Source organism: Microcoleus vaginatus HSN003, assembly GCF_022701255.1.
GTDB lineage: Bacteria > Cyanobacteriota > Cyanobacteriia > Cyanobacteriales > Microcoleaceae > Microcoleus > Microcoleus vaginatus_B.
In genome coordinates this window covers 3,960,921-3,983,193 of sequence record NZ_CP031705.1, presented here as the reverse complement: position 1 = coordinate 3,983,193, position 22,273 = coordinate 3,960,921, and the positions used below count along the sequence as shown (strand labels likewise).

Sequence of the window (22,273 nt, the reverse complement as noted above, 5' to 3'; positions counted from 1 at the left end):
GGCGGATTAATTTTCTCCAAGTTGTAGTAGTCCCACGACAGGGGTTTAAACCCCTGTCTCATTTACCCGATGGATGCTATACAGTCACCCCATTCCGATTAGCTGTTGTCGTCAAAATGTATTCAACTTGAGCCGGAGTTAAAGTCGGATTAGCATTCAAAACTAAAGCCGCTACACCCGCTACGTGTGGCGTTGCAAAAGACGTGCCAGTTAGGGTGTCATAGGCGCTATAGGGAGTTGTAGAATAGATGTCTACTCCCGGAGCAACTACGTAATCCAAAGGTGTGGAACCCGCACCGTTCGAGGTGTCAGCCATCCTGCCGTTTATATCAATACTGCCCACGGCAATTCCCCTGTGATCGGCATTACGAGCAGGATAATCAGGTTGGCTAAAACCCGAATTTCCCGCTGCTATCACCACAACAGAGCCTTTGTTATTTGCATACTCAATTGCGTCATTTACTACGTTGGAAGGGTAAAACTCATTTCCAATACTGAGGTTAATTACATTTGCTCCATTATCAGCAGCATACCGGATTCCAGCAGCAACATTATTCCACTCGCCGTAACCAAAGGCGGGCAACACTCTGACAGGCATAATCTTAGCATTGGGCGCAACTCCTGTGATACCAAAATCATTTCGTTCCGCCGCGATCGCACCTGCTATATGAGTCCCGTGACCATCGGGAGACAGATCCATTGGGTAGTTGTCATTATACAGAAAATCCCAACCCCGAATATCATCAATAAATCCGTTGCGATCGTCATCGATGCCATTTTCGGCAATTTCATCAGCGTTCTGCCAAATATTATTATCCAAGTCGGGATGGGTGTAGTTAACACCACTATCAATGACAGCTACAACAATCCCATTTCCTGTAATGTTCTGATCCCAAACTTCGGGCGCATTTATCGCGTCTCGCCCCCAATTATTCTCGCCCAAATTAGGAACATCAGGGAAGAGAGTTGAGCGGTTCAGGGTGCGGCTAACTGCTGCATTTGCATTCACTAAACCATAGCCGTAATTGCGATTAAAAGCACCGTTAGGTGTAGGAATATCAGGCAATACAGGCACAGGTGTTGCAGAAACAGTCAGGTTGTAATTGGTAGAGCCTGAGTAGCTAGAGACTTCGACATAGTATGTCCCTGGAGCCAGATTGGATAAATTAATCACATCCGGGATAGTGTCACTCTCAAAAGAGTAGCCAATACTTTCACCCCAATCAAAAACACCGTTGCTGTTTCTATCTTGAATTAACCGTACGTCAGCATCCGCCGTCAAACCGTCGAGACGCAGGCTAAAATTGCTATTAGTGTTGGTATCGAATCGGTAGAAATCGTCGATATCCCCGGTTCCCACGAACTCCGTTAAGCTGATGCTACCGTTCTGAACGCCAACAACATTACGAGCTGTCAAAAGAGAGTTACCTGGATCGGAAAAATTCAACTGAGAGGCAGATATTGTTCCCGTTAGGGGATCAGTGTTTGGACTCGCTGACTGTGACTGCGGTTTGAGTTGAGCATCGCTCACAGAGTAACTGAAGTCAGGGCTGGCATTAGGTACAATAAAATCCGTAGTTTGTGTCTGTGGGTCGGTGCTGAATGCTGCGACATTAGGAAAGCTAGATTCAGCACTATAACTAGAAACCTTGAATGGATCGATCGCTAGCTTGGGCAAGTCGTTGTTAACCGGAAATGCTGATGTGGCGCTCCTGTTTGGCTGTTGAATGACAAAAGGGCGATCGGTAGGATTGGTGTAGATGCCTAACATAAGTTAAAAAGATTGTAATTTTTCCAAAATGTGACGTTGTTTGTAGTAATGAGTTTAGTCCTTAATCTCCATTGAAGAAGACTCTGCGCCCTCACTACAAACCTATGAAAAATGATGAAAATTCCTGAACCGATATGCTGCGGCTTGGAAGTTGAGTCGGCGTTATATCTTCCACAAAGCCTCAGATAGCGTTGGAATTCATGGCGTTGGATTGGCGATCGACCAAGTAACGCTTTCAGATGTATTGTCCCCCATTAACCGGGAGGTTATAACGGCTATGTTTTTAAAAGCCTCATAGATTTACTTGCCTTAAAAAAATTAATTCTTATAATAACCCAAACTCCTTATAAGGTCAATTCATAAAATTCAGAAGTTAAAGTCATAAAAGTCATATTTGTAAAAATATATTGCAATAAGTAGACAAGCAATCAAAGTAAAGTTAAATCATGTATAAGCTAAATACAGCAGTTTTCAGTTGCCCGATCGCAACGCCAGGGGTACTGGCTAATTGGTGAGTGGAAAGCTGTAGATCCTCCCTGGCAAGTTACTATTTTAGGAAAAAAAATGTGCAGAGCGTGTACCAATAACTTAACACATGAAGCTATGACTGTAGAAGAAGCAATATTGTTTTTGGACAATCTCGTATACGAACAAACTGAAAAACACCTGAGTCGGTTGCAACAGTCGATAATTCGAGGTGTTGTAGGTGGTTTGACGTACAAAGAAATTCAGGAAAATGATCCGATCGCCCGCGGGTACACAGTATGCTACCTGGGGCGCTATGTCGGCTACAACTTGTGGAAAGATCTCACCAAAGTATTGAAGCAAGCAGGAATTATTGGATCAGAAGAAAAAGTAGTCGGAGCAAATCTTTGGGACTGCATCATGAGATCGGTACAAAAAGGCACACAACCAACTAATTCTCTTGATCCGATGTTGCAAAAGCTGCTGCGAATGCGTTACCGAATCAGAGAACATTTGGTAAGCACGGAGTACAGCGATACCTATCTGGCTGAAGATGAAAATTTGCCCGATCGACCTTTATGTCTCGTCAAGCGCCTGAAAAGTCAGTCGGAAAGAACCAGTCAGCTATTCGATCGAGAAACGCGCGTTTTATATCGATTGGGCCAACACGATCGGATACCGGAATTGTTAGCTCGCTTTGAAGAAGATGGATATTTTTATTTAGTCTATCAATTCATCGAAGGGCAACCCCTGTATCAAGAACTAATTGAAGGTCAACCCTGGGAAGAAGATCAGGTTCTTGCTTTGCTGAAAGATATCTTAGAAGTGCTTGTTTTTGTTCATAAACAAGATGTAATTCACCGCGATGTTCACCCTCAAAACTTAATCAGGCGCACATCTGATAACAAAATTGTATTAATTGACTTTGGGGCAGTTAAAGAAATTAATACCTCGCACCACAGCATCGGTCAAACGAAATCGCGCGGCGGTACTCAGCAAGATTACATCCCCCCCGAACAAGCCATCGGTTCCCCGAAATTGTGCAGCGACATCTATGCTGTCGGCATCATCGGGATTCAGGCCTTGACAGGGATGCGCCCGAAACAACTTAAAGTTGATAATTTAGGCAATCTCATCTGGCAGAAAAATGCAACTGTCACCCCGAAGTTGGCTAGCGTTTTAGACAAGATGGTGCTTTACCATTTCCCACAGCGTTACCCGTCAGCAACCGAAGCTTTGCAAGCACTTCAACACTTGGGAGTTAGTTGACTGTTGTCATTTGACAGTTGACAGTTGACAGTTACCAAACCCGACTTTAATATCCCCTCTTTAGTCCCTCTCTGCTGGGACTTTGTTTTTGTAGTAGCGGTTTCAACCGCCGAGTCTTATCTGTTCTGCCGAATTTCCCACAGCCACAGCAGCCGCTTGACAATCCGAGCGATAGTGTTGCCGATTGACTAATCCGCTACTATGACGCCTGAATGTACTGAGTAAAAACACTCGGTCTTGCCGATGAATAGGGTGCCAATTTCCGAGATCGAGAGGACAAGGAACAAGGAACAAGGAATCTTTTGTTTTAATTTACAAAAAATAAAAATTATTGAATTCTGCCGAATGCCTTCTAAATAAGAGCTTTCAACCTGCCGTTGACTATCTATCTAAAGTTAGATAAAATAATTCATATTTTATGATTAGCACTTTTAAGAAAATCTTAAGGAGCTTTGTATAGTAGGCAACAATATTACGAGAGTGTTTATTGTTACCTTAGATACGTAGAAACCCAATAATTAGAGGGATCGAGAAATTGGAAGTTTTTGAACGAGCACAACAACGGCAAACGCCCTCAACCCGAATGGCTGCTGTCGAGTCTTTTTCCAAAAAAGCGAGTATTGCAGTAATGGCGATCGGCTGTACAGTCCTTTTGGGTTGGATATTCGATCTGCCACTCTTAAAAAGCATTCTGCCCGGACTCGTTACCATGAAAGCCAATACTGCGGTCTGCTTTATTTTGGGCGGGTTTTCTCTATTCATCCAACAGATCCGGCGCGCCAAATTAACAGCAAGAAAGCCTCAAAAACCTCATAAATATTTAATTTGGGGATGTTCATTTTTAATTATATTAATTAGCGTATTAACCCTAGCTCAATATAGCTTTAATTTAGACTTAGGCATCGACCAACTGCTATTTAAAGAAAGTTATAGGTTGACAAGCCGCGGAACACCAGGACGCATGGCGCCGAATACTGCTGGTGCTTTTTTATTGTTGGGAACAGCGCTGCTGCTGCTGTCAGAACGTCGGCCTAAATACCTGCGGATTCAAATCTTAAGCTGTTCAGCATTTTTAATTGCATTTACGGGTTTGATAGGCTACCTCTACAACAAAGCTTTATTTTACCAAATTGGCAATAATACAGGAATGGCTTTGCACACCTCCGCAGCATTTATGTTGCTGAGCTTCGGCATTTTATTTGCCAGTCCAGAGCGAGGATTGATCGCAGTAATGACGAGCGATCGCGCGGGCGGCATCATGGCGCGGCGCTTGTTACCACGGGCAATTATTATCCCGCCTCTAGTCGGTTATTTCATCATCTCGGGAGAGCGGTTACAAGCCTACACATCGGAGGTAGGGATATCGCTGTTAACCGTATTGAACGTGATTATTTTTACAGTTCTGATTTGGCAGAATGCCAAAACTCTTTGCAGCGCAGACCGGAAGCGATATCGAGCGGAACTGGGACTGAGGAAAGCTAAATCAGACTTAGAAACTAAAGTTGAGAAACGCACTATCCAACTGCAACTCGCCAATGAGCAATTGCAGGAGCAAATTTTCGACACTAAAACAACTAAGCAGGCACTTCAAAAAAACTACAACCTGTTGCTTGCCGTCATCAATAGTACGCCGACAGCCCTATTTGTTAAAGATATTCAGGGCCGTTATCTGATGCTCAATGCTGCGGGAGCCAGTATAATTGGCAAGTCGGTAGACGACATTATCGGCAGAGATGACAGCGAGTTATTTCACCCGGAAATTGCCGACCTAATTAGAAAAACCGATCGCCCAATTATGACAGCCGGCCAAACGCAGGCGATCGAAGAAGACCTGCCAGTCAAAGGAAATTTGAGGACATTTCTTTCTACAAAAAGTGCTTACCGGGACGGACTAGGAAATATTAGCGGTATAGTTACCATCTCGCGGGATATTACTGAAAGCAAACAAGCCGAAATCGCCAACAGAAGTCTGGCAGCAATTCTGGAAGCAACCCCGGATTTTGTAGGTATCTGCGACCTCGAAGGACGCGCCGTTTACATCAACAAAGCAGGCAGAAAAATGGTGGGTATAGGCGAAAACGAAGATATATCCCACCGACAAGTTGCAGAATTCACGGCAGCCTCAGCCCGTAGCACTTTGAAACAAGCGATCGCCACCGCTGTTTCCGGGGGCGTTTGGAGCGGAGAAACAGCCTTCGTCTCAACATCGGGACTCGAAATTCCCATCAGCCAAGTCCTTATCTCCCACTCCGCACCGGACGACAAACTCACATACATTTCGACGATCGCCCGCGACATCAGCGATCGCAAACAAGCTGAACAAGCGCTGCAACTGTCTCAAGCTCGTTTCGCCGGCATTGTAGACATTGCCGACGATGCGATTATTTCCGTGGATGCTGAGCAAAAAATTATCCTGTTCAACCAAGGTGCAGAACGGATTTTTGGGTGGACGGCTGCTGAGGCGATCGGGCAATCCCTGAGTCTGCTGTTGCCCGAAGCTTTTACCAGGGCTCATAGTCACCTCGTCAGCAATTTCGGCTGCGGCCTTAAACAAGCCCGAAAAATGGGCAACCGCAAAGAAATTTTCGCCCGTCGCCGAGACGGTACGGAATTTCCCGCCGAAGCTTCTATTTCCAAACTCGAAGTTGCAGGCGAAATCATATTCACAGCAATTTTGCGCGACGTGACAGCCAGCCGAGAAGCCGATGAATTTGTGCGTCTGAGCGAGGAAAGATACCGATCGCTCGCAAGGGCCACCGCGCAACTGGTATGGATGACAGACGCCCAGGGAAAGCCGATCGCGCCGATCGATTGGATGGCATATACAGGTCAAACTTTCGAGGAAGCCACAGAAAACTGGGTTTCGGCAATTCACCCAGACGATCGCCCGATCACGGCGCAAGCTTGGATGCGCGCAGTAGAAGCCAAAAGTCTCTACGAAATCGAGCACCGCTTGCGGGCAGCAGACGGTAGCTACAGACACTTCTGGGTGCGCGGAGTTCCAGTTTTAGCAGCAGACGGCAGCATTCGCGAATGGGTGGGTACTCACACCGATATTAGCGATCGAGTCCAAGTTTTGGAAGCACTCAAGCAGTCCGAGGGACAGTATCGATCGCAAGCAGCCGAGCTCGAAAAAGCTGTCCACGAGTTGCACCAAACTCAAACTCAACTAATCCAAACCGAAAAAATCTCTTCTCTCGGGCAGCTAGTCGCCGGCGTCGCCCACGAAATTAACAATCCGATTAACTTCATCTACGGCAACATCACCCACGCCAACGAATACGCCACAGACTTGCTCGGTTTGCTCCACCTTTACCAGGAAAAATACCCAAATCCCGTCCCGGAAATTGTAGAAGCAGCCGAAGATCTTGAAATCGATTTCTTAATGGAAGACTTTACGAAGATTTTGGAATCAATGAAAGTAGGCGCCGATCGCATCCGCGACTTAGTTGTATCCTTACGCAACTTTTCCCGACTCGACGAATCGCAGATGAAGCGAGTAGACATTCACGAAGGAATCGAAAGCACTTTGGTAATTTTGCAGCACCGGATCAAAGGTAATCCACTTCGTCCCGCTATTGAGATTATCAAAGAATACGGCAACTTCCCCCAAGTTGAGTGCTATGTAGGTCAGCTCAATCAAGTATTTATGAATCTTTTAGCAAATGCGATCGACGCCCTCGAAGAGTACAACAGCAAGCGTTCTTCAAAAGAAATATATTGTAACCCCAACAGAATTCGGATTAGCACCAGTGCGAATTCAGACACTGTAACAATTCGGATTGCCGACAACGGGATGGGAATCAATCAAGAAGTTATTCACAAGTTGTTCGACCCATTTTATACTACTAAACCCGTCGGCAAAGGCACCGGCTTGGGACTGTCTATCAGCTATCAGATTATAGTTGAAAAGCACCGAGGCAAAGTGCAGTGTATTTCCGCGCCCGGGGAAGGTGCAGAGTTTGTCATCGAGATTCCCATTTGCCAGGAAGTATCAGCGCTGGCTGCCGAAAACACAAAGGAAATGGTCATGAGTCATTAGACAGTTGACAGTTGACTGTTGACTGTTGACTGTTGGCAGTTGATAGTGGGCAGTTGATCGTTGATGGTTGTCATTAATCATAAATTTCTAAACGTCTCCCCGTCTCCCCATCTCCCGTCTCCGTCGCTCGATCGCCCTAAATCGAAATAATTCTTTACAATAACAAAGTAACAATCCAATTAACTTTGACAAAATCCCTTGAAAATGCCTGTAAACCAATTTTCTCCAACCACAGCCTCCACGGAAACACAGACACTTGACTTTGACATAGCCATCGTCGGAGGCGGCATAGTCGGGGCCACCTTAGCCAGCGCCTTAAAAGATTCCGGCTTAAAAATAGCAATAATTGAAACCCAACTCCCCGCCGCCGCCGCAGCCAAAAAACAAGCCTATGCAATCACCCTGCTATCAGGAATGATCTTAGAAGGTATCGGCGTGTGGCAGCAAATCTTGCCGCAAATCACCACCTTCGAGCAAATTAGCCTCTGCGACGGCGACTATCCCGGTGTCGTCGAATTCCACCGCCCAGACTTGGGAAATACTGGCAAATTGCCAGTACCAAAAACAGCTTTAGGTTACGTTGGCGAGCACCGAGTCATGCTGTCAGCTTTGCAAGAATCTTTGGCAAAAAACCCGAATTTTAGTTGGGTTTGTCCGGCGGAAGTAGTCGAGGTAAAATATTTAACTCATTGCGCCGAAATAGAAGTCAAACAACACGGCGAAACCCGCACAATTCGCAGCAAATTATTAGTCGCAGCCGACGGTTCGCGATCGCGCATCCGCACCGAAGCCAACATCAGCACTCGCGGCTGGAAATACTGGCAATCCTGCGTTGCTATCACTATTAAAGCAGAAAAACCGCACAATGATATAGCTTTTGAGCGCTTTTGGCCGAGCGGCCCGATGGGAGTCTTACCATTACCTGGGAACCGCTGTCAAGTAGTTTGGACAGCACCCCACGCGGAAGCAAAAGCTTTGCAACAAATGGATGAAAAAGAGTTTTTGACTTTGTTGGAACAGCGCACGGGCGGGCTTTTGGGGCGTTTGGAATTGGAGAGCGATCGCTTTTTGTTTCCGGTGCAGTTAATGCAGAGCGATCGCTACGTTTTGCCCAGATTAGCACTAATTGGCGATGCCGCCCACTGCTGCCATCCCGTCGGCGGCCAGGGATTAAATATGGGCATTCGAGACGCTGGGGCGATCGCCCAAATCTTGCAGCAAGCGCACCAACAAGGCGAAGATATCGGCGATTTGCGAGTATTGAAACGGTATCACAACTGGCGCAAAAAAGAGAATTTAATCGTGTTAGGATTTACAGATTTTCTAGACAGATTATTTTCCAATACTTGGCTGCCAATTGTAGCATTTCGCCGCTTTGGATTGTGGTGTTTGCGGACAATTCCCCCAGTGAGGTTTTTAGCTTTGCGCTTGATGACCGGTTTAATAGGCCGGCCGCCAGAATTAGCGCAAAATTAGAAGAAACCCGGTTTTTTCCTATGTTGCTTGTACTCTAGTGGTGTTGCCACAACCGCCAGGGGTTGAAACCCCTGGCTAATAGCGAAAGTCGGTTGAAACCGACTGAAAATCTGAGATAAAAATGAAAAACTCTTTAGTCCTCTTTAAGAGGACTTTTGCTATGAGACAGGGGTTTCAACCCCTGGCGGACTATCGGGCTAACCGAGGTTTCTCGCCACTCGCACCATCAAAGAAACCGGGTTTTTTCCTCAATCTTTGCAATGTTACGAAGTTGGTCGCAAAAACGCGGTACAATGATCGACTCCGCTCGAACCCAGCCCTGACGGCAATAGAAAAACCATGCAGCCCGAACAAGAACAAGAAATTCTCAACCTGCGCGATCGCCAATTAACGCCCAAACAAATTGCCCGAAAGTTAGGATTGAAAGCATCCGAAGTCAGTACCTTTCTTCAATCTCATGCAGAACAAACAGCCCTCGCTAGCGCCGAAAAAGGAGAGTTATTGCCCGTTGCTCAATGTCTCGTGGATGTAAATTTTGCGAAGGTATTGTTGGGGAATGAAACCTCTGAAACGAGCGGTTTGGGTTTAGTGGTGGTTACCCGTTCCAAGGGATACAATCGTTTTGTTACAGCCTCTTATTTGATCGACTACTGGTGTTTGGGAGTTAAGGATGCCATGCCGCCACGTAACTGCAACGATAGCCAATATAAAAATTTCGTTCAGCTTTGTTACTCGCAGTTTATGCAAGAGTACGAGGAGATTAGTTTAGAGCAAGCACAAGCCCTAGTTTGGGGTGCGATCGCTTATGCCAAAACATTAGGCTTTGAACCGCATCGCGATTTCGAGCAGTCGAAGGCTCATTTAGGAGAATCAACCAGCGAAATTGGCTTGAAATTCGGTCGCAATGGAAAACCTTGTTATATTGAAGGGCCTCACGATAATACAAAGAAAATTATCAATACGCTTAAAAACTCTGTGGGAGAGGGTAATTTCGATTACTTGTTCGGGATGGGGTAGAAATTGATACGGGGGAGCGTCAACCGCCAAACCACCAATCGTGATAAAATAAACATCGGTGTTACTGACAACTCCCCACAATGGAAGAAACCCGCACCCAAGTTTATCTGCAATTGATTGAGACACTCCTGAATTGCCCCAACGATGAGGAACTGCCGATTTTACAGGCTAACTTAGAATTGGTAGATTCGGGGTTTCTGCAATTTTGCGAGGTAGTAGCAGAAAACCTGGTAGAGGAAGGACAGGAAAATCAGGCTAATTATTTACGAAATCTTGCCAGTCAGATAGGGCAATTCTTGGGGATGAACGATGACGGAGAGAGCGATAACTCAGAAGGTGAAAATCCTCAAGAGTATGCAAAGTTTATCGGAGAATTATTGCAAGCAGAAGCAGATATCCGGGGCGATATTAAAGTAATTTACCCCATGCTGGCCGGGCGGCAACATCTCCTCAATGACCGTTTTGCCGAGACTTTACAGCAAGTGACCCAGAATTTAATTGCCGAACATCCCAAAGCAATTGAATTTACTCTCGGCCTCATTGGAAACTTGATTAGTCATATTAGTGACTTTCCGCAGGGGGAGAGAGCGAATAATCTTGAAATTGCCATTACCGGTTATCAAATACTTTTAAGTAATCGGGAACCCGGGAGCGAAAAATGGGCCCTAACGCAAAATAATCTGGCAATTGCCTACAGTGACAGAATCAGGGGAGAGAAAGCACAGAATATCGAAAGTGCGATCGCATCTTACACTGCTGCATTAACCGTCTACACCCGCGATGCCTTTCCCAAAAAATGGGCCCAGACGCAAAATAATCTGGCAATTGCCTACACTGAAAGAGTCAGGGGAGAGAAAGCTCAGAATATCGAACTGGCGATCGCATCTTACACTGCTGCATTATCCGTCCTCACCCGCGAAGCTTTTTCCGAGTATCTGGCAACGACGCAAAATAATCTGGGAGTTGCCTACCGTAACAGAATCAGGGGAGAGAAAGCTCAGAATATCGAACTGGCGATCGCATATTTCACTGCTGCATTAACCGTCCTCACCCCCGATGCCTTTCCCGAAAAATGGGCTCTGACGCGAAATAATCTGGGAATTGCCTACAGTTACAGAATCAGGGGAGAGAAAGCAGAGAATATCGAACTGGCGATCGCATCTTACACTGCTGCATTATCCGTCCGCACCCGCGATGCCTTTCCCGAAGATTGCGCTCAGACGCAAAATAATCTGGGAATTGCCTACAGTAACAGAATCAGGGGAGAGAAAGCAGAGAATATCGAACTGGCGATCGCATCTTACACTGCTGCATTATCCGTCTACACCTGCGAGGCTTTTCCCGAAGAGTGGGCCCAGACGCAAAATAATCTGGGAGTTGCCTACAGTGACAGAATCAGGGGAGAGAAAGCAGAGAATATCGAACTGGCGATCGCATCTTACACTGCTGCATTAACCGTCCTCACCCGTGATGCCTTTCCCGAATATTGGGCGGGCACGCAAAATAATCTGGGAGAAGCCTACCGTCACAGAATCAGGGGAGAGAAAGCTCAGAATATCGAACTGGCGAAAAATTATTACCACAATGCTTTAACTATCAGAACTCGTGACGCTACTCGTGAGGCTTTCCCGCAAAAATATACAGAAACTTTGTTTAATTTAGGTAATCTTTACCGAAGTAACCAGCAATGGAAACTCGCTTATGATACCTATGCCGCAGCGATTGAAACAGTAGAATTTTTACGGGGCGAGATTCAATCTGGGGATGAAACCAAGCAGAAATTAGCCGAAGAATGGAATCAACTCTATCGAAATATGGTGGAAGTTTGCCTAAAGCTAAAAAACTACACCGAAGCCATAGAATACGTCGAACGCAGCAAAGCCCGAAACTTAGTGGAACTCGTTGCCACCCGCGAGTTATACCCCAAAGGCGATCTTCCCCAAACCGTTCTCAAGGAACTCTCGCGCCTGCGTCAAGAAATTGATGCCGAACAGCGCCGACTAGACAACCAACAGACAAATCGTAACAGCAACGGCGGCACAATATCGGGAGAACGCGGCCTCCAAATCGACACCCTACAAACTACCAGCCGCGATCAAACCCATCTCACCCAATTGCGGCAACAACTCGACGAGCTGGTCGTCCGTGACATCAAACCCATTGACCCCGACTTCCTCCTGACTCAAGAAGTTAAAGGCATCTTCTACAGCGATATTCAAGCCCTCACTGCAGAAAACACCGCTATCCTTGAATGGTACATCCTGGGCGACAAATTCCTTACTTTCATTATCACCCCCCAATCACCAAATCCTATAGTATGGCAATCTTCAAAAGCCGACTTTCAAGCCTTGGTAAATTGGGGCGAGGAATATCTGAGAGATTACCAAGAAGAAGATCAAACCCAATGGCAATGGCGGGAAAACCTAGCCCCTCGCCTCCAAAGCTTATCTGAAATATTGCATATCAATGAAATTCTGGGGAAAGTACCCAAACACTGCGATCGACTAATTTTAATTCCCCACATTTTCCTACACCTGTTCCCCCTTCACGCTTTGGCGGTTAGCCCTGAAACCTGGAAGCGATTTAACCCAGAAACTCAGTCTCCTGAACCCATCAATCCCTACTTACTAGATTGCTTCAAACAAGGTGTCCGCTATTCCCCCAGTTGTCAACTGCTGCAACAGGCACAAAGGCGAAAACGCCCAAATTTCACTCACCTATTTGCCGTCCAAAATCCCTCTAATGACCTGAACTGTAGCGACTTAGAAGTACAAGTGATTAGTCAGCATTTCGACTTCAAAGATATCCTCATCCAAAGAGATGCCAAAAAATTATTCATAGATAACAGCCGTCTCCGCATCACCCACTGCGCCCACTTTAGCTGTCATGGCTACTTTAACTTTAATCAACCTTTGCTATCAGCATTGCTGCTAGCCGACTGCGAATTACCCCCGCCTCCCCCTGAAGAAAACCCCACTCGCTATCTACCCTTACAAAATGGCAACACCCTCGACCTCACCAAATGCCTCACCTTCGCAGATATCTTTGACCTTGACCTCCGAGAATGCCGCCTGGTTGTCCTCTCCGCCTGCGAAACAGGCATCAGCGAATTTAACAGCATCAGCGACGAATATATCAGCTTACCTAGCGGTTTCCTGGCGGCTGGTAGCTCTAGTGTAGTAGCGACTTTGTGGGCCGTCAGCGATTTGTCAGCCTCATTTTTAATGATAAAATTTTATCAGCTTCTCAAAGCCGGGTTAAGTGTCTCCCTTGCCCTTAAATCAGCTCAAGTTTGGCTGCGGGATGCCACTAAAGAAGATTTGCAGCTATGGACAAGCAAACTTACCTTGAGTCCCACACAAAAAATTGTACAGTTACCTGCATTATTTAATAAGATGGAAGCTAAAGCTAAACCTTTTCAATCGCCTTACCACTGGGCTGCTTTCTGTGCTATCGGTCAATAGGAGTCTATAAATGTCATTTGAAGAAGACAACACTAGAGCATTTCAACTGTTGATTGCTACCCAGCCTCAATTATTTTATAAACACGAGGCTGAATTACACCAGCTACGTGCTAGTCTGTCAGATGATATTAATCAAATATCTCATGCTGTCTCAATTTGGTGTAATTGTGAAAGTCGCCGTCCAATACTTGAGGCTTTGATAAACTTGCAGGGCGATAGTAATAAGTTTCGCCCACCAGGAATCGGCGACAACGTGAAGGCTCCTTCAGAGCCAGAGCCTAAACCTCGTCGCGAAGTCACCAAAGAAACGCTATCAAATGCCATCCAAGAAACTTTCCCCAACCAGTCAAAATAGCACTCAGGCTCTAGGTGATGAACAATACTCAATTGACAGGCAAACTTGCCAACCCCAAACTAATGCTGTTTGCCTTTCATTTGTGCAGCAACCTGGCAAAAGGGGATAAACAATCTGTAGAGGCTGACCATTTATGGCATAAATGCGTTGCTTTGGGACAACTGCTGCAAACAGAGCCAAAGCTCGATTTTTTACCTGAAAACCTAAGCAATAGAAATAGCCAAAATAACGAACAGAGCGAGTATGTGGAACTTTGGCAGTCAAATGTCGAGAGACTGGTGTCATTTACAACTGTTAGCCAACCGGATCAACTACCTCTGAAAGGCGTAATTTATCCCCTCCGACTCCACGACACTTACGCACTAGACTTCACGCTGCTTTTTCGCAATTCTACAGTAGAAGTCAAGCAACTGAGCAGTCTAAATTTTCAAGGCTGTCTGCTACCTTGTGAAATCGAAGCATCACTGGGACAAACCCTAGTATTATTTGCTAAACCTGTTGATTTTGCTGGCAATCATCAAGATTTAGCAGTAGATTGTGTAGAGGCTTTGTTTCAAGATTCAGAGCTTAAACAGCCAAAACCCTATTTAGTCGGTGACGGAAAACTTCTAGGTAGTCCCATTTTTGAATTTGACAATAGTCAAGAAGATCCCAGGTTAAAGTGTCATATTCTAGTCTGGTTAGATACTAATGAAAAAACTTTAAAGTGGGAGGAGGATGGCTATTATTACCGTCCGCTAATCAATTTGTTATGCTGCCGCAGTAAAATCATTTATGCTTATCACCAAGCGTATCGATGCAATGAGGAAGCGAGAAAAATTTATAGGCAATTAGAGGAGAAGGTGGAAGAGTTTAGCCGTTTGAAATCAGATAGAGAGGAGCGGCTGGAACAACTGGAGGGGTGTCTGACTGAACTCCCCCAAATCGGGTTAAATTATGCCCGCTATTTGCGAGATATAGAATTTCACCAAACTACAATTGAAACGAATGTTGCAAATTATAGTTATTGGCTCAAACAACTTGGCGATTGCAGCGTCCAAGAAATGGATAACTTAGATTTTATACAAAAATTTGTTGACCGGAGTTGCCCGATATTTCAGAAACAGATTAAAGTCAATATGAGTTATCTTACCGTAGGACGGCAATTGTTTCAACAGATGATTGAAACAATCCGGGGCATTGTGGAAGTTGATGCTCAAAAACAACAGGTACAGTATGAGAAAGTGGAAAAAGAGCGCGATCGCAATTTACAAAATACGATTCAAGCAGTCGGTACCGGCATCGGTGTCGGAGTCGGCTTTGCCGGAATCGTAGCAGCCGGCTACCCCTTAATAATCGAAAAACCTTGGGATTTCCCTTCTCCCCAACATCCTCTGCTTCCCCCGCATCCCTTCATTATTGCCCTTCTACTTAGTTGTTTATCCGGTGGAGGCTTGGGATGGTTGGCTTGGTTTTTCACTAAACGCCACCTCAAGGCTAAATCATCACCTCAGCAGACAATTTCACCTAGTCCCCAAAATCAACTTCCCTTTGGGGATGTGTAATCGCCCTCTGCTTTCTTTGTTAGTTACATTTTCGCACTCATATTCTCGCGACTTACTGATAAATTAATTCACTCTTTAACAACATCCATTAACTCTTCAATCAAAACATCTAGGGTGCGAGCTATCTTTTGAATTGATGTGATATCAACCGTTGCTAGTCCTTCCGAACGAGCATAGTGCCTGACTGTGCTGTACGGAACCTCGGCTCGATCGGCAACATCCTTTAGCGTCCATCCTTTTTCCTCAGCCAACTCTCGGATTCGGAACCTAACTAAGCCGATTCTACTTGACAAACGACAAGTATCTATGTTTTTAATTCAAACACCATTGTCGATCGACAGTTAAAGAGTATTTTGTATGGTGCGGATCTGTCAGAAGTTCGATCGCACTTAAAGATATCTGATGAATCCGCCCCCTACGGTACTCGATCGAATTTCTGGAAAAACCACTCAATATAAAACAACTGCCGACAGCAAAAACTGTCAACAGTTGTTTTACATATTCAATGCGGATGGCGAGACTCGAACTCGCAAGGACATAATGCCACACGCACCTCAAGCGTGCGCGTATACCAATTCCGCCACATCCGCTCTTTCTAGCAATCTCTGGGATTTTTGCGTTACGAGTTAAAGATTCACAGGTTGAGGTTCCTGACATTTAACTTGTGACTTGCCCTTTTAGACCGCCGATTTAAAATCATAGCACCACTACCAGCAAAATGTAAAATAAATTTTTGTGAACAATTTCTGCAAAACCATTATCCAGAACATACCGAAAGGCATTATTGTACAGAATATTGAGTGAATTAAGCAGCGAAGATGGGGTTCTCGAAAATTTTAATCGCTAATCGGGGAGAAATAGCTCTCCGCATATTGCGGACCTGCGAGGAAATGGGGATTGCCACGGTCGCCGTTCACTCCACCGTAGATAAACACGCCTTGCACGTCCAGTTGGCAGACGAAGCCGTTTGCATCGGCCCCCCCACCAGCAGCAAAAGCTATTTAAACATCCCCAACATCATCGCGGCCGCCCTGACGCGCAACGCCGCAGCCATTCACCCGGGCTACGGCTTCCTCTCGGAAAATGCCCGATTTGCGGAAATCTGCGCCGATCATCAAATTACCTTCATCGGCCCTTCTGCTGCCGCGATGCGAGCGATGGGCGACAAATCCACCGCCAAAGAAACTATGCAGCGGGTGAAAGTCCCCACAGTTCCCGGTAGCGAGGGATTGCTGGCAGACGATCGCGAAGCTTTGTCGATCGCCCGCGACATCGGCTATCCTGTGATGATCAAAGCCACAGCCGGCGGTGGTGGCCGGGGGATGAGGTTAGTGAGAGAAGCCTCCGAACTCCCCAAACTATTCTCAGCAGCCCAAGGCGAAGCCGATGCAGCCTTCGGCAATCCCGGACTTTACCTCGAAAAATTCATCGAAAGGCCCCGCCACATCGAAATCCAAATCCTCGCCGACAACTACGGTAACGTCATCCACCTTGGCGAGAGAGATTGTTCGATTCAGCGGCGACACCAGAAACTCCTCGAAGAAGCCCCCAGCCCAGCCCTCACCCAGAAACTGCGAGATCAAATGGGTCACGCCGCCATTGCCGCCGCCAAATCGATCAACTACACAGGTGCCGGCACAGTCGAATTTCTGCTTGACAAATCGGGCAAGTTCTACTTCATGGAAATGAACACTCGCATCCAAGTAGAACATCCCGTCACCGAGATGATTACAGGTCTCGACTTGATAGCCGAACAAATCCGTATCGCCCAAGGAGAAAAACTGCAAATCAAGCAAAACCAAGTAATTCTCAACGGCCACGCGATCGAGTGTCGCATCAATGCTGAAGACCCCGATCGCAATTTCCGGCCCCATCCCGGCAGAATCAGCGGTTATTTGCCTCCCGGTGGCCCCGGCGTGCGGATGGACTCTCACGTCTACACCGATTACGAAATACCCGCTTACTACGATTCTTTAATCGGTAAAGTAATTGTATGGGGGCGCGATCGACCGACAGCCATCCGCAGGATGAAACGGGCCTTGCGGGAATGCGCCATCACTGGCGTTCCTACCACCCTCAGCTTCCACCAAAAAATTCTCGATTCCCCCGAGTTTCTCAGCGGCGAAGTTTACACTAATTTCGTCGAACAGTTCTTGAACAATAGTCAGTAGTCAGTTGGCAGTTGGCACTCAACAGTCAACCGTCAACTGTCAACAGTCAACTGCCAACTCCTACATCATCATTGTCAGGATTCCTTGCTGACCGAGAATCATTTCTCGCAGCAAGCTACAGATACCAACCCAAATAATCGGCGTAATGTCCACCCCGCCGATCGGCGGTACAATCTTTCTAGTTACGGCTAAAAAAGGTTCCGTCGGCCAAGCAATCAGACTCAACGGCAACTTGCTCAGGTTCACCTCGGGATACCAAGTCAGGACGATGCGAAAAATAAACAGCAAAGTCATCACGACTAGGACAGAGCCCAGAATCCAACTTGCAACGGTAATACCAGTCATGGGTCTTATCTCGAAATTTTAAGTTTTGTTAAGTCAGCCGTTCATAATTTTAACCGTTTCACAGGTGCGATCGAAAGTATAAAATTAATAAAAATCAAATTGTTGTAACAAAGGCTTTGAATCTATGACTCCTTCTCTCGCGAACTTTTTGTACAGCCTGCTGATCGGCGTGGTGGTTGTAGTGCTTCCAGCAACGATCGGCCTGATCTTCATCAGCCAAAAAGACAAAATCAAGCGCACCTAAAAAGTCAGCGGGTTTCTAAGTCCGGCGTGAAAGTCAATTTTCGGCTACACGTCGGGCATTCCCCTGATCCGAGAAACCTCGGCTACCAGCAACTGTCAAGGCAAAACCTTCAGTTGACTGCCAAGCTGAGGTTTTTTCCCGTTAAACTCATTATTATACTCACTTCCCAAGCTGAAACCCTGACCGGACGCTGCCCCAGAAAGCACAGTCGGGCTGACAGACTTAATGATAGATGTAAAATCTAACTCGCTAACATAGGAAAGACATAGGAGATAGGCTAATGGTCAATTTAGGATTGAACTGGAGCAGCCTGTTAGGGATCATCCTAGCAGTAGCAGGGGCAGGACTGTATTTTCTGCGATCGTGGCGTCCCAAACTAGCCCGAGACCACGATATTTTTTTTGCAGCAGTCGGCTTGCTGTGCGGCGGTATTCTGTTATTTCAAGGGTGGCGGCTTGACCCAATTCTGGCATTCGGTCAATTTCTGCTCAGCGGTACCGCCATATTTTTTGCAGCAGAAAGCATCAAGTTGCGAGGAGCGACCACAGCCCAAGCCAAAACTCGCGCCCAATACGTAGATGAAGAGCGACCGGTCAGCAACGCCTACAGTTACGACGGCTACGATCCCGAAATGGAGCAGCTAGAACCCGAGGAAGACTATCCGCAGCGTCCCCGGATCAGAGGCAGCCAAGACTACCGTTCCCCCCGGGAAGCCTACGACGACGAACCCCGCCGCCGCCCCTCGACTCGCAACGGCAGCGTTAACACCTCCAAGCCCGACTCGCCGGCTCGATCGTCGTCGCGCAAACGTCCCTCTCGCCCAGAAGCCCCGCCTGCCCAAGAGCCTGACAACTGGGACGTTTCAGACAACCCCGAAGAAAGACCGACCCGCAGTCGCAGCAGTCGCCCCCCAGCTTCGGAAAACCGCAGCTCCGATACGCCGGCGAGAACCAAAAAACCCCGTCCTACGGAATCATCCAGGTCTCGCCCCAGCAACCGCGACGTGGTGGAAGCACCGCCGTCAGACTACGTGGAGTATCGACCTGTAGAATACCCGGAAGACCAACCGGATAATTCCCCCAGTTTCGACAAATAGGCAAACACTAAGTAGATGGGTGAAACTAAACTTTTCTCGTACCCGTCGGCCAAAAAATAAGTTGCGTTTATTGATGCCCATCTACTTATTCTCAAATATTAAAGTGATTAAAAAGACTGTAAATTGCTAATGTGAAACCCGAGACCAACGCAGATATACACAAATAAAAGCTAATTTTTTTTTAAATTATTTTGACATACCGAAGCTGTGGAACTAATCGACAGCATAATAATCTTAATATAAAATACCCATTCTTAAATCAGCAAGATGCCATTACTTGAAATAGGAGATCCGGCTCCCTGGTTTTCCATTCCTTCTACAAATAACCCCTTATTTCATTTCTCAACGGTGGCCGGCCGGCGAGTCGTGCTGTTTTTCTTTGCCAGCGCAGCTTTTGAACAAATCCAAGTTATGCTCAAAAGCTTTCAAGAGCTTTCAGAAGAATTCCAAAGCTTGCAAATACTGCGGTTCGGAGTCAGCGTTGACCCAGCAGACAAAGAACAAAACAGACCGACAACAATTGCTCCGTCCTTCCTCTTTTTCTGGGACTTGGATAAAACAGTCAGTCAGCAGTACGGTGTTTCCCGAGATGCCGAAGAAAATGGAGTTGCCGGAGTTCACTATGTCCCCCAAACTTTTGTACTCAACGAAAACCTTCAGATAATTAATATTTTGCCGATGGGTGAACCGCACCAACACGCCCAGCAAGTATTAGATTTTCTCAAAACTTTGCCCCCTATTGAGGAAGCCCGAGCAGCCACTCGCCACGCCCCGGTGTTGGTAATTCCTAACGTTTTGGACAAAGCCTCTTGCCGCAGTTTGATCGAGGTGTACAAAGCTAATGGTGGCAGTCCCTCGGGCTTTATGAGGCAAGTGGACGGGAAAACTGTTGGCCTTCACGACGAGAATTTCAAGAAGCGCCGAGATTTTTTTATTGAAGACCCAAAGTTACAGCGACAATTGAATTCGATTATTTTGCGCCGGGTGCGGCCGGAAGTAGAGAAAGCTTTTCAGTTTACAATCACTAGGTTTGAGCGGTATTTGGTGGGCTGTTACGATGCTGACAGCGGCGGTTATTTTCGACCGCACCGCGACAACACTAGCAAAGCTACCCTGCACCGCAGGTTTGCGATGACGCTAAACTTGAATGTGGGAGAGTACACGGGGGGATTTTTACGGTTTCCAGAGTACGCGCCGCACGGTTATAAAGGCGATTGTGGCACGGCGATTATTTTTTCGTGTTCTTTGCTGCATGAAGCGACGCCGGTGATTAGCGGCCAGCGTTTTGCTTTGCTGTCTTTTTTCTACGGCAATGAGGATGCTGCGGTACGACAAGCTAATTTTAAGTATTTAGCTGCTGATTCAGATTCCCGAGTTGGAGAACCGGCGTGAGGAAGGTCACTACCCTGGTGCAAGTCCTAAAATAATTACAAAAGGTAGTTAGCGGTTAGCCACCAAACCTAATTCCTAGCTACCGATCGCTAAATAATAATCGATCGCCATGAATTTAAAAGTTTTAAGTTTAGCAGTATCGGGAATTTTAACGGTTGGGGTTGCAGCCAGCGCTACTGCGGTTGTTACGACATCCCCTGTACGGCAATCAACAGATTTAACGGAATTTAACTCGCTGCATTCCCAGGGTGCGATCGCCCAAAATAGTGTCGAAGAACAAACCAATATTCGGGTCTACGAAAAAGCCAGTCCTGCGGTTGTTAGCGTGGATACGGGTAAATCTAACGGTAGTGGCACAATTATCAGCCCCGACGGCATGGTGTTAACCAATGCCCACGTTGTTTCGGCAGGCGGTACCGTAAATATCATTTTGGCAGATGGCAGAAAACTGGTCGCCGATGTCATCGGATTCGGCGAAGACGGTCTAGACTTAGCCGTGGTTAAGATTCGCAATGAAAACAATTTGCCCACAATTCCTTTAGCCCGTCCAGGTTCGGTGAAAGTCGGGCAACAAGCATTTGCCATCGGCAATCCCTTCGGTCAATTTCAAGGTACTTTTACAGTCGGAATCGTCAGTCGCATCGACCAGCAGCGGGGCTTAATTCAAACCGACGCCGCTATCAATCCCGGCAATTCAGGAGGCCCACTACTCAACAGTTCGGGAGAATTAATCGGCGTCAATACTTCTATTTTTACTCGCGGTCGGGGTGGTGGCAGTATCGGTATCGGTTTTGCTATTTCCGCAGACAAATTACCCGCTTTCCTGACAGCCGTGCGAGAAGGGCGAGCCCCCCGCGCTGCTCAAGCCCGATCGCCCTTTGGCAACAAATCACCTCAAAAAGTTGCCTTAAACGGGCCCGCCGTCAGCGGCCTCCTCACTGACAAGTCTAGCGTTCTGCCCACTGACAACAGCTTTTTTGACCTCTACTCCTTTGAGGGAAAAGCCGGCCAGCAAATCACAATAGAAATGAAAAGTCAAGAAATTGACCCTTATTTAATTTTACTCGGCCCCAACCAGCGCGAAATCGCACAAGACGATGACGGGGCAGGCAGTAAAGACGCCAGAATTACAGTCACGCTGCCAGCAGACGGGACTTACACCTTAGTGGCAAATTCCTACCAAGCTAGGCAGTCCGGGTCTTATACGTTAGAACTGAAAGCGAGTGCTGCTACCGAACCTTCTCGGGCGATTTTGCAAGAAGAAGGCGCTTTAGTCGCAGGCGGCCCGGTACTGCCGTCTGACAACAGTCTGTATCGCGAGTATACTTTTGAAGGTCGATCGGGTCAGTCTGTAGCCATTTCCCTCGAAAGCACAGATTTCGATCCCTATGTGGCTATCTTTGGCCCTAACGGCCGATTAGTGGCAGAAAATGACGATGGGAGCGATTCCACTAAAAATGCTTTTCTGACCGTTACTTTGCCCGCTACGGGTCGCTATCGCGTAATTGTCAATGCTTACGATGCTTCGGGCCGGGGTCGTTACACTCTCACAGTCCGTTGAAAATGGGGAAAAAGGTAAGGGGTAATCGGGAATTGGTAATTAATTAGTCGAATTATTCTGC

The 22,273-nt window shown here is 46.7% G+C and carries 15 protein-coding genes and 1 tRNA gene; 12 read left to right on the top strand and 4 right to left on the bottom strand.

Annotated elements, in window-relative coordinates; all coding sequences use genetic code 11:
* Positions 1-76 precede the first annotated feature (76 nt).
* Positions 77-1,771, bottom strand: a complete 1,695-nt coding sequence (locus tag D0A37_RS17210) for a S8 family serine peptidase (protein ID WP_242716159.1) — start codon at positions 1,769-1,771, stop codon at positions 77-79.
* Between the two features lie 603 nt (positions 1,772-2,374).
* Here D0A37_RS17210 and D0A37_RS17205 point away from each other — a divergent pair.
* The 7 genes from D0A37_RS17205 (at position 2,375) to D0A37_RS17175 (ending at position 15,403) form a co-directional block, all read left to right on the top strand.
* Positions 2,375-3,505, top strand: coding sequence for a protein kinase domain-containing protein (locus D0A37_RS17205; protein ID WP_242716158.1), 1,131 nt, complete (start codon positions 2,375-2,377; stop codon positions 3,503-3,505).
* Positions 3,506-4,040: 535 nt separating this feature from the next.
* Positions 4,041-7,547: a PAS domain-containing sensor histidine kinase gene (locus D0A37_RS17200; protein ID WP_242716157.1), complete on the top strand. Its 3,507-nt coding sequence runs from the start codon at positions 4,041-4,043 to the stop codon at positions 7,545-7,547.
* A gap of 204 nt (positions 7,548-7,751) precedes the next feature.
* On the top strand, positions 7,752-9,023 hold the full coding sequence (locus D0A37_RS17195) for an FAD-dependent hydroxylase (RefSeq protein WP_242716156.1): 1,272 nt from the start codon (positions 7,752-7,754) through the stop codon (positions 9,021-9,023).
* A gap of 339 nt (positions 9,024-9,362) precedes the next feature.
* On the top strand, positions 9,363-10,040 hold the full coding sequence (locus D0A37_RS17190; RefSeq protein ID WP_242716154.1) for a DNA-binding response regulator: 678 nt from the start codon (positions 9,363-9,365) through the stop codon (positions 10,038-10,040).
* A gap of 80 nt (positions 10,041-10,120) precedes the next feature.
* Entirely contained in the window at positions 10,121-13,504 is a 3,384-nt protein-coding gene (locus D0A37_RS17185; RefSeq protein WP_242716152.1) for a CHAT domain-containing protein, read from the top strand.
* A 10-nt stretch (positions 13,505-13,514) separates the two neighbouring features.
* Positions 13,515-13,859 (top strand): hypothetical protein, encoded by a 345-nt coding sequence (locus D0A37_RS17180; RefSeq protein WP_242716151.1) that lies wholly within the window; start codon positions 13,515-13,517, stop codon positions 13,857-13,859.
* A 17-nt stretch (positions 13,860-13,876) separates the two neighbouring features.
* Complete coding sequence (locus tag D0A37_RS17175) at positions 13,877-15,403, top strand: hypothetical protein (RefSeq protein ID WP_242716150.1); 1,527 nt, start codon at positions 13,877-13,879, stop codon at positions 15,401-15,403.
* Positions 15,404-15,471: 68 nt separating this feature from the next.
* Here the strand turns inward: D0A37_RS17175 and D0A37_RS17170 are convergent, their stop codons facing one another.
* The gene (locus tag D0A37_RS17170; protein ID WP_242725581.1) at positions 15,472-15,684 is read right to left on the bottom strand and encodes a helix-turn-helix domain-containing protein; all 213 of its coding nucleotides are present in this window, start codon (positions 15,682-15,684) and stop codon (positions 15,472-15,474) included.
* 225 nt (positions 15,685-15,909) lie between these two features.
* A tRNA-Leu gene (locus tag D0A37_RS17165) sits at positions 15,910-15,993 on the bottom strand.
* Positions 15,994-16,221: 228 nt separating this feature from the next.
* On the opposite strand from D0A37_RS17165, the gene accC reads away from it, so the two are divergent.
* Positions 16,222-17,574: an acetyl-CoA carboxylase biotin carboxylase subunit gene (gene accC, locus D0A37_RS17160; RefSeq protein WP_242716149.1), complete on the top strand. Its 1,353-nt coding sequence runs from the start codon at positions 16,222-16,224 to the stop codon at positions 17,572-17,574.
* A gap of 60 nt (positions 17,575-17,634) precedes the next feature.
* Here accC and D0A37_RS17155 read toward each other — a convergent pair whose 3' ends face one another.
* Positions 17,635-17,919, bottom strand: coding sequence for a YggT family protein (locus tag D0A37_RS17155; RefSeq protein ID WP_190736140.1), 285 nt, complete (start codon positions 17,917-17,919; stop codon positions 17,635-17,637).
* A 124-nt stretch (positions 17,920-18,043) separates the two neighbouring features.
* Here D0A37_RS17155 and psbX point away from each other — a divergent pair, with 124 nt between their 5' ends.
* From psbX to D0A37_RS17135, 4 genes are all read left to right on the top strand, one after another.
* Positions 18,044-18,163: a photosystem II reaction center X protein gene (gene psbX, locus D0A37_RS17150; protein WP_242716148.1), complete on the top strand. Its 120-nt coding sequence runs from the start codon at positions 18,044-18,046 to the stop codon at positions 18,161-18,163.
* A gap of 280 nt (positions 18,164-18,443) precedes the next feature.
* Positions 18,444-19,259: a Ycf66 family protein gene (locus D0A37_RS17145; RefSeq protein ID WP_242716147.1), complete on the top strand. Its 816-nt coding sequence runs from the start codon at positions 18,444-18,446 to the stop codon at positions 19,257-19,259.
* Between the two features lie 267 nt (positions 19,260-19,526).
* Positions 19,527-20,651: a redoxin domain-containing protein gene (locus D0A37_RS17140; RefSeq protein ID WP_242716145.1), complete on the top strand. Its 1,125-nt coding sequence runs from the start codon at positions 19,527-19,529 to the stop codon at positions 20,649-20,651.
* Positions 20,652-20,760: 109 nt separating this feature from the next.
* On the top strand, positions 20,761-22,212 hold the full coding sequence (locus D0A37_RS17135) for a trypsin-like peptidase domain-containing protein (RefSeq protein ID WP_242716142.1): 1,452 nt from the start codon (positions 20,761-20,763) through the stop codon (positions 22,210-22,212).
* Positions 22,213-22,273 lie beyond the last annotated feature (61 nt).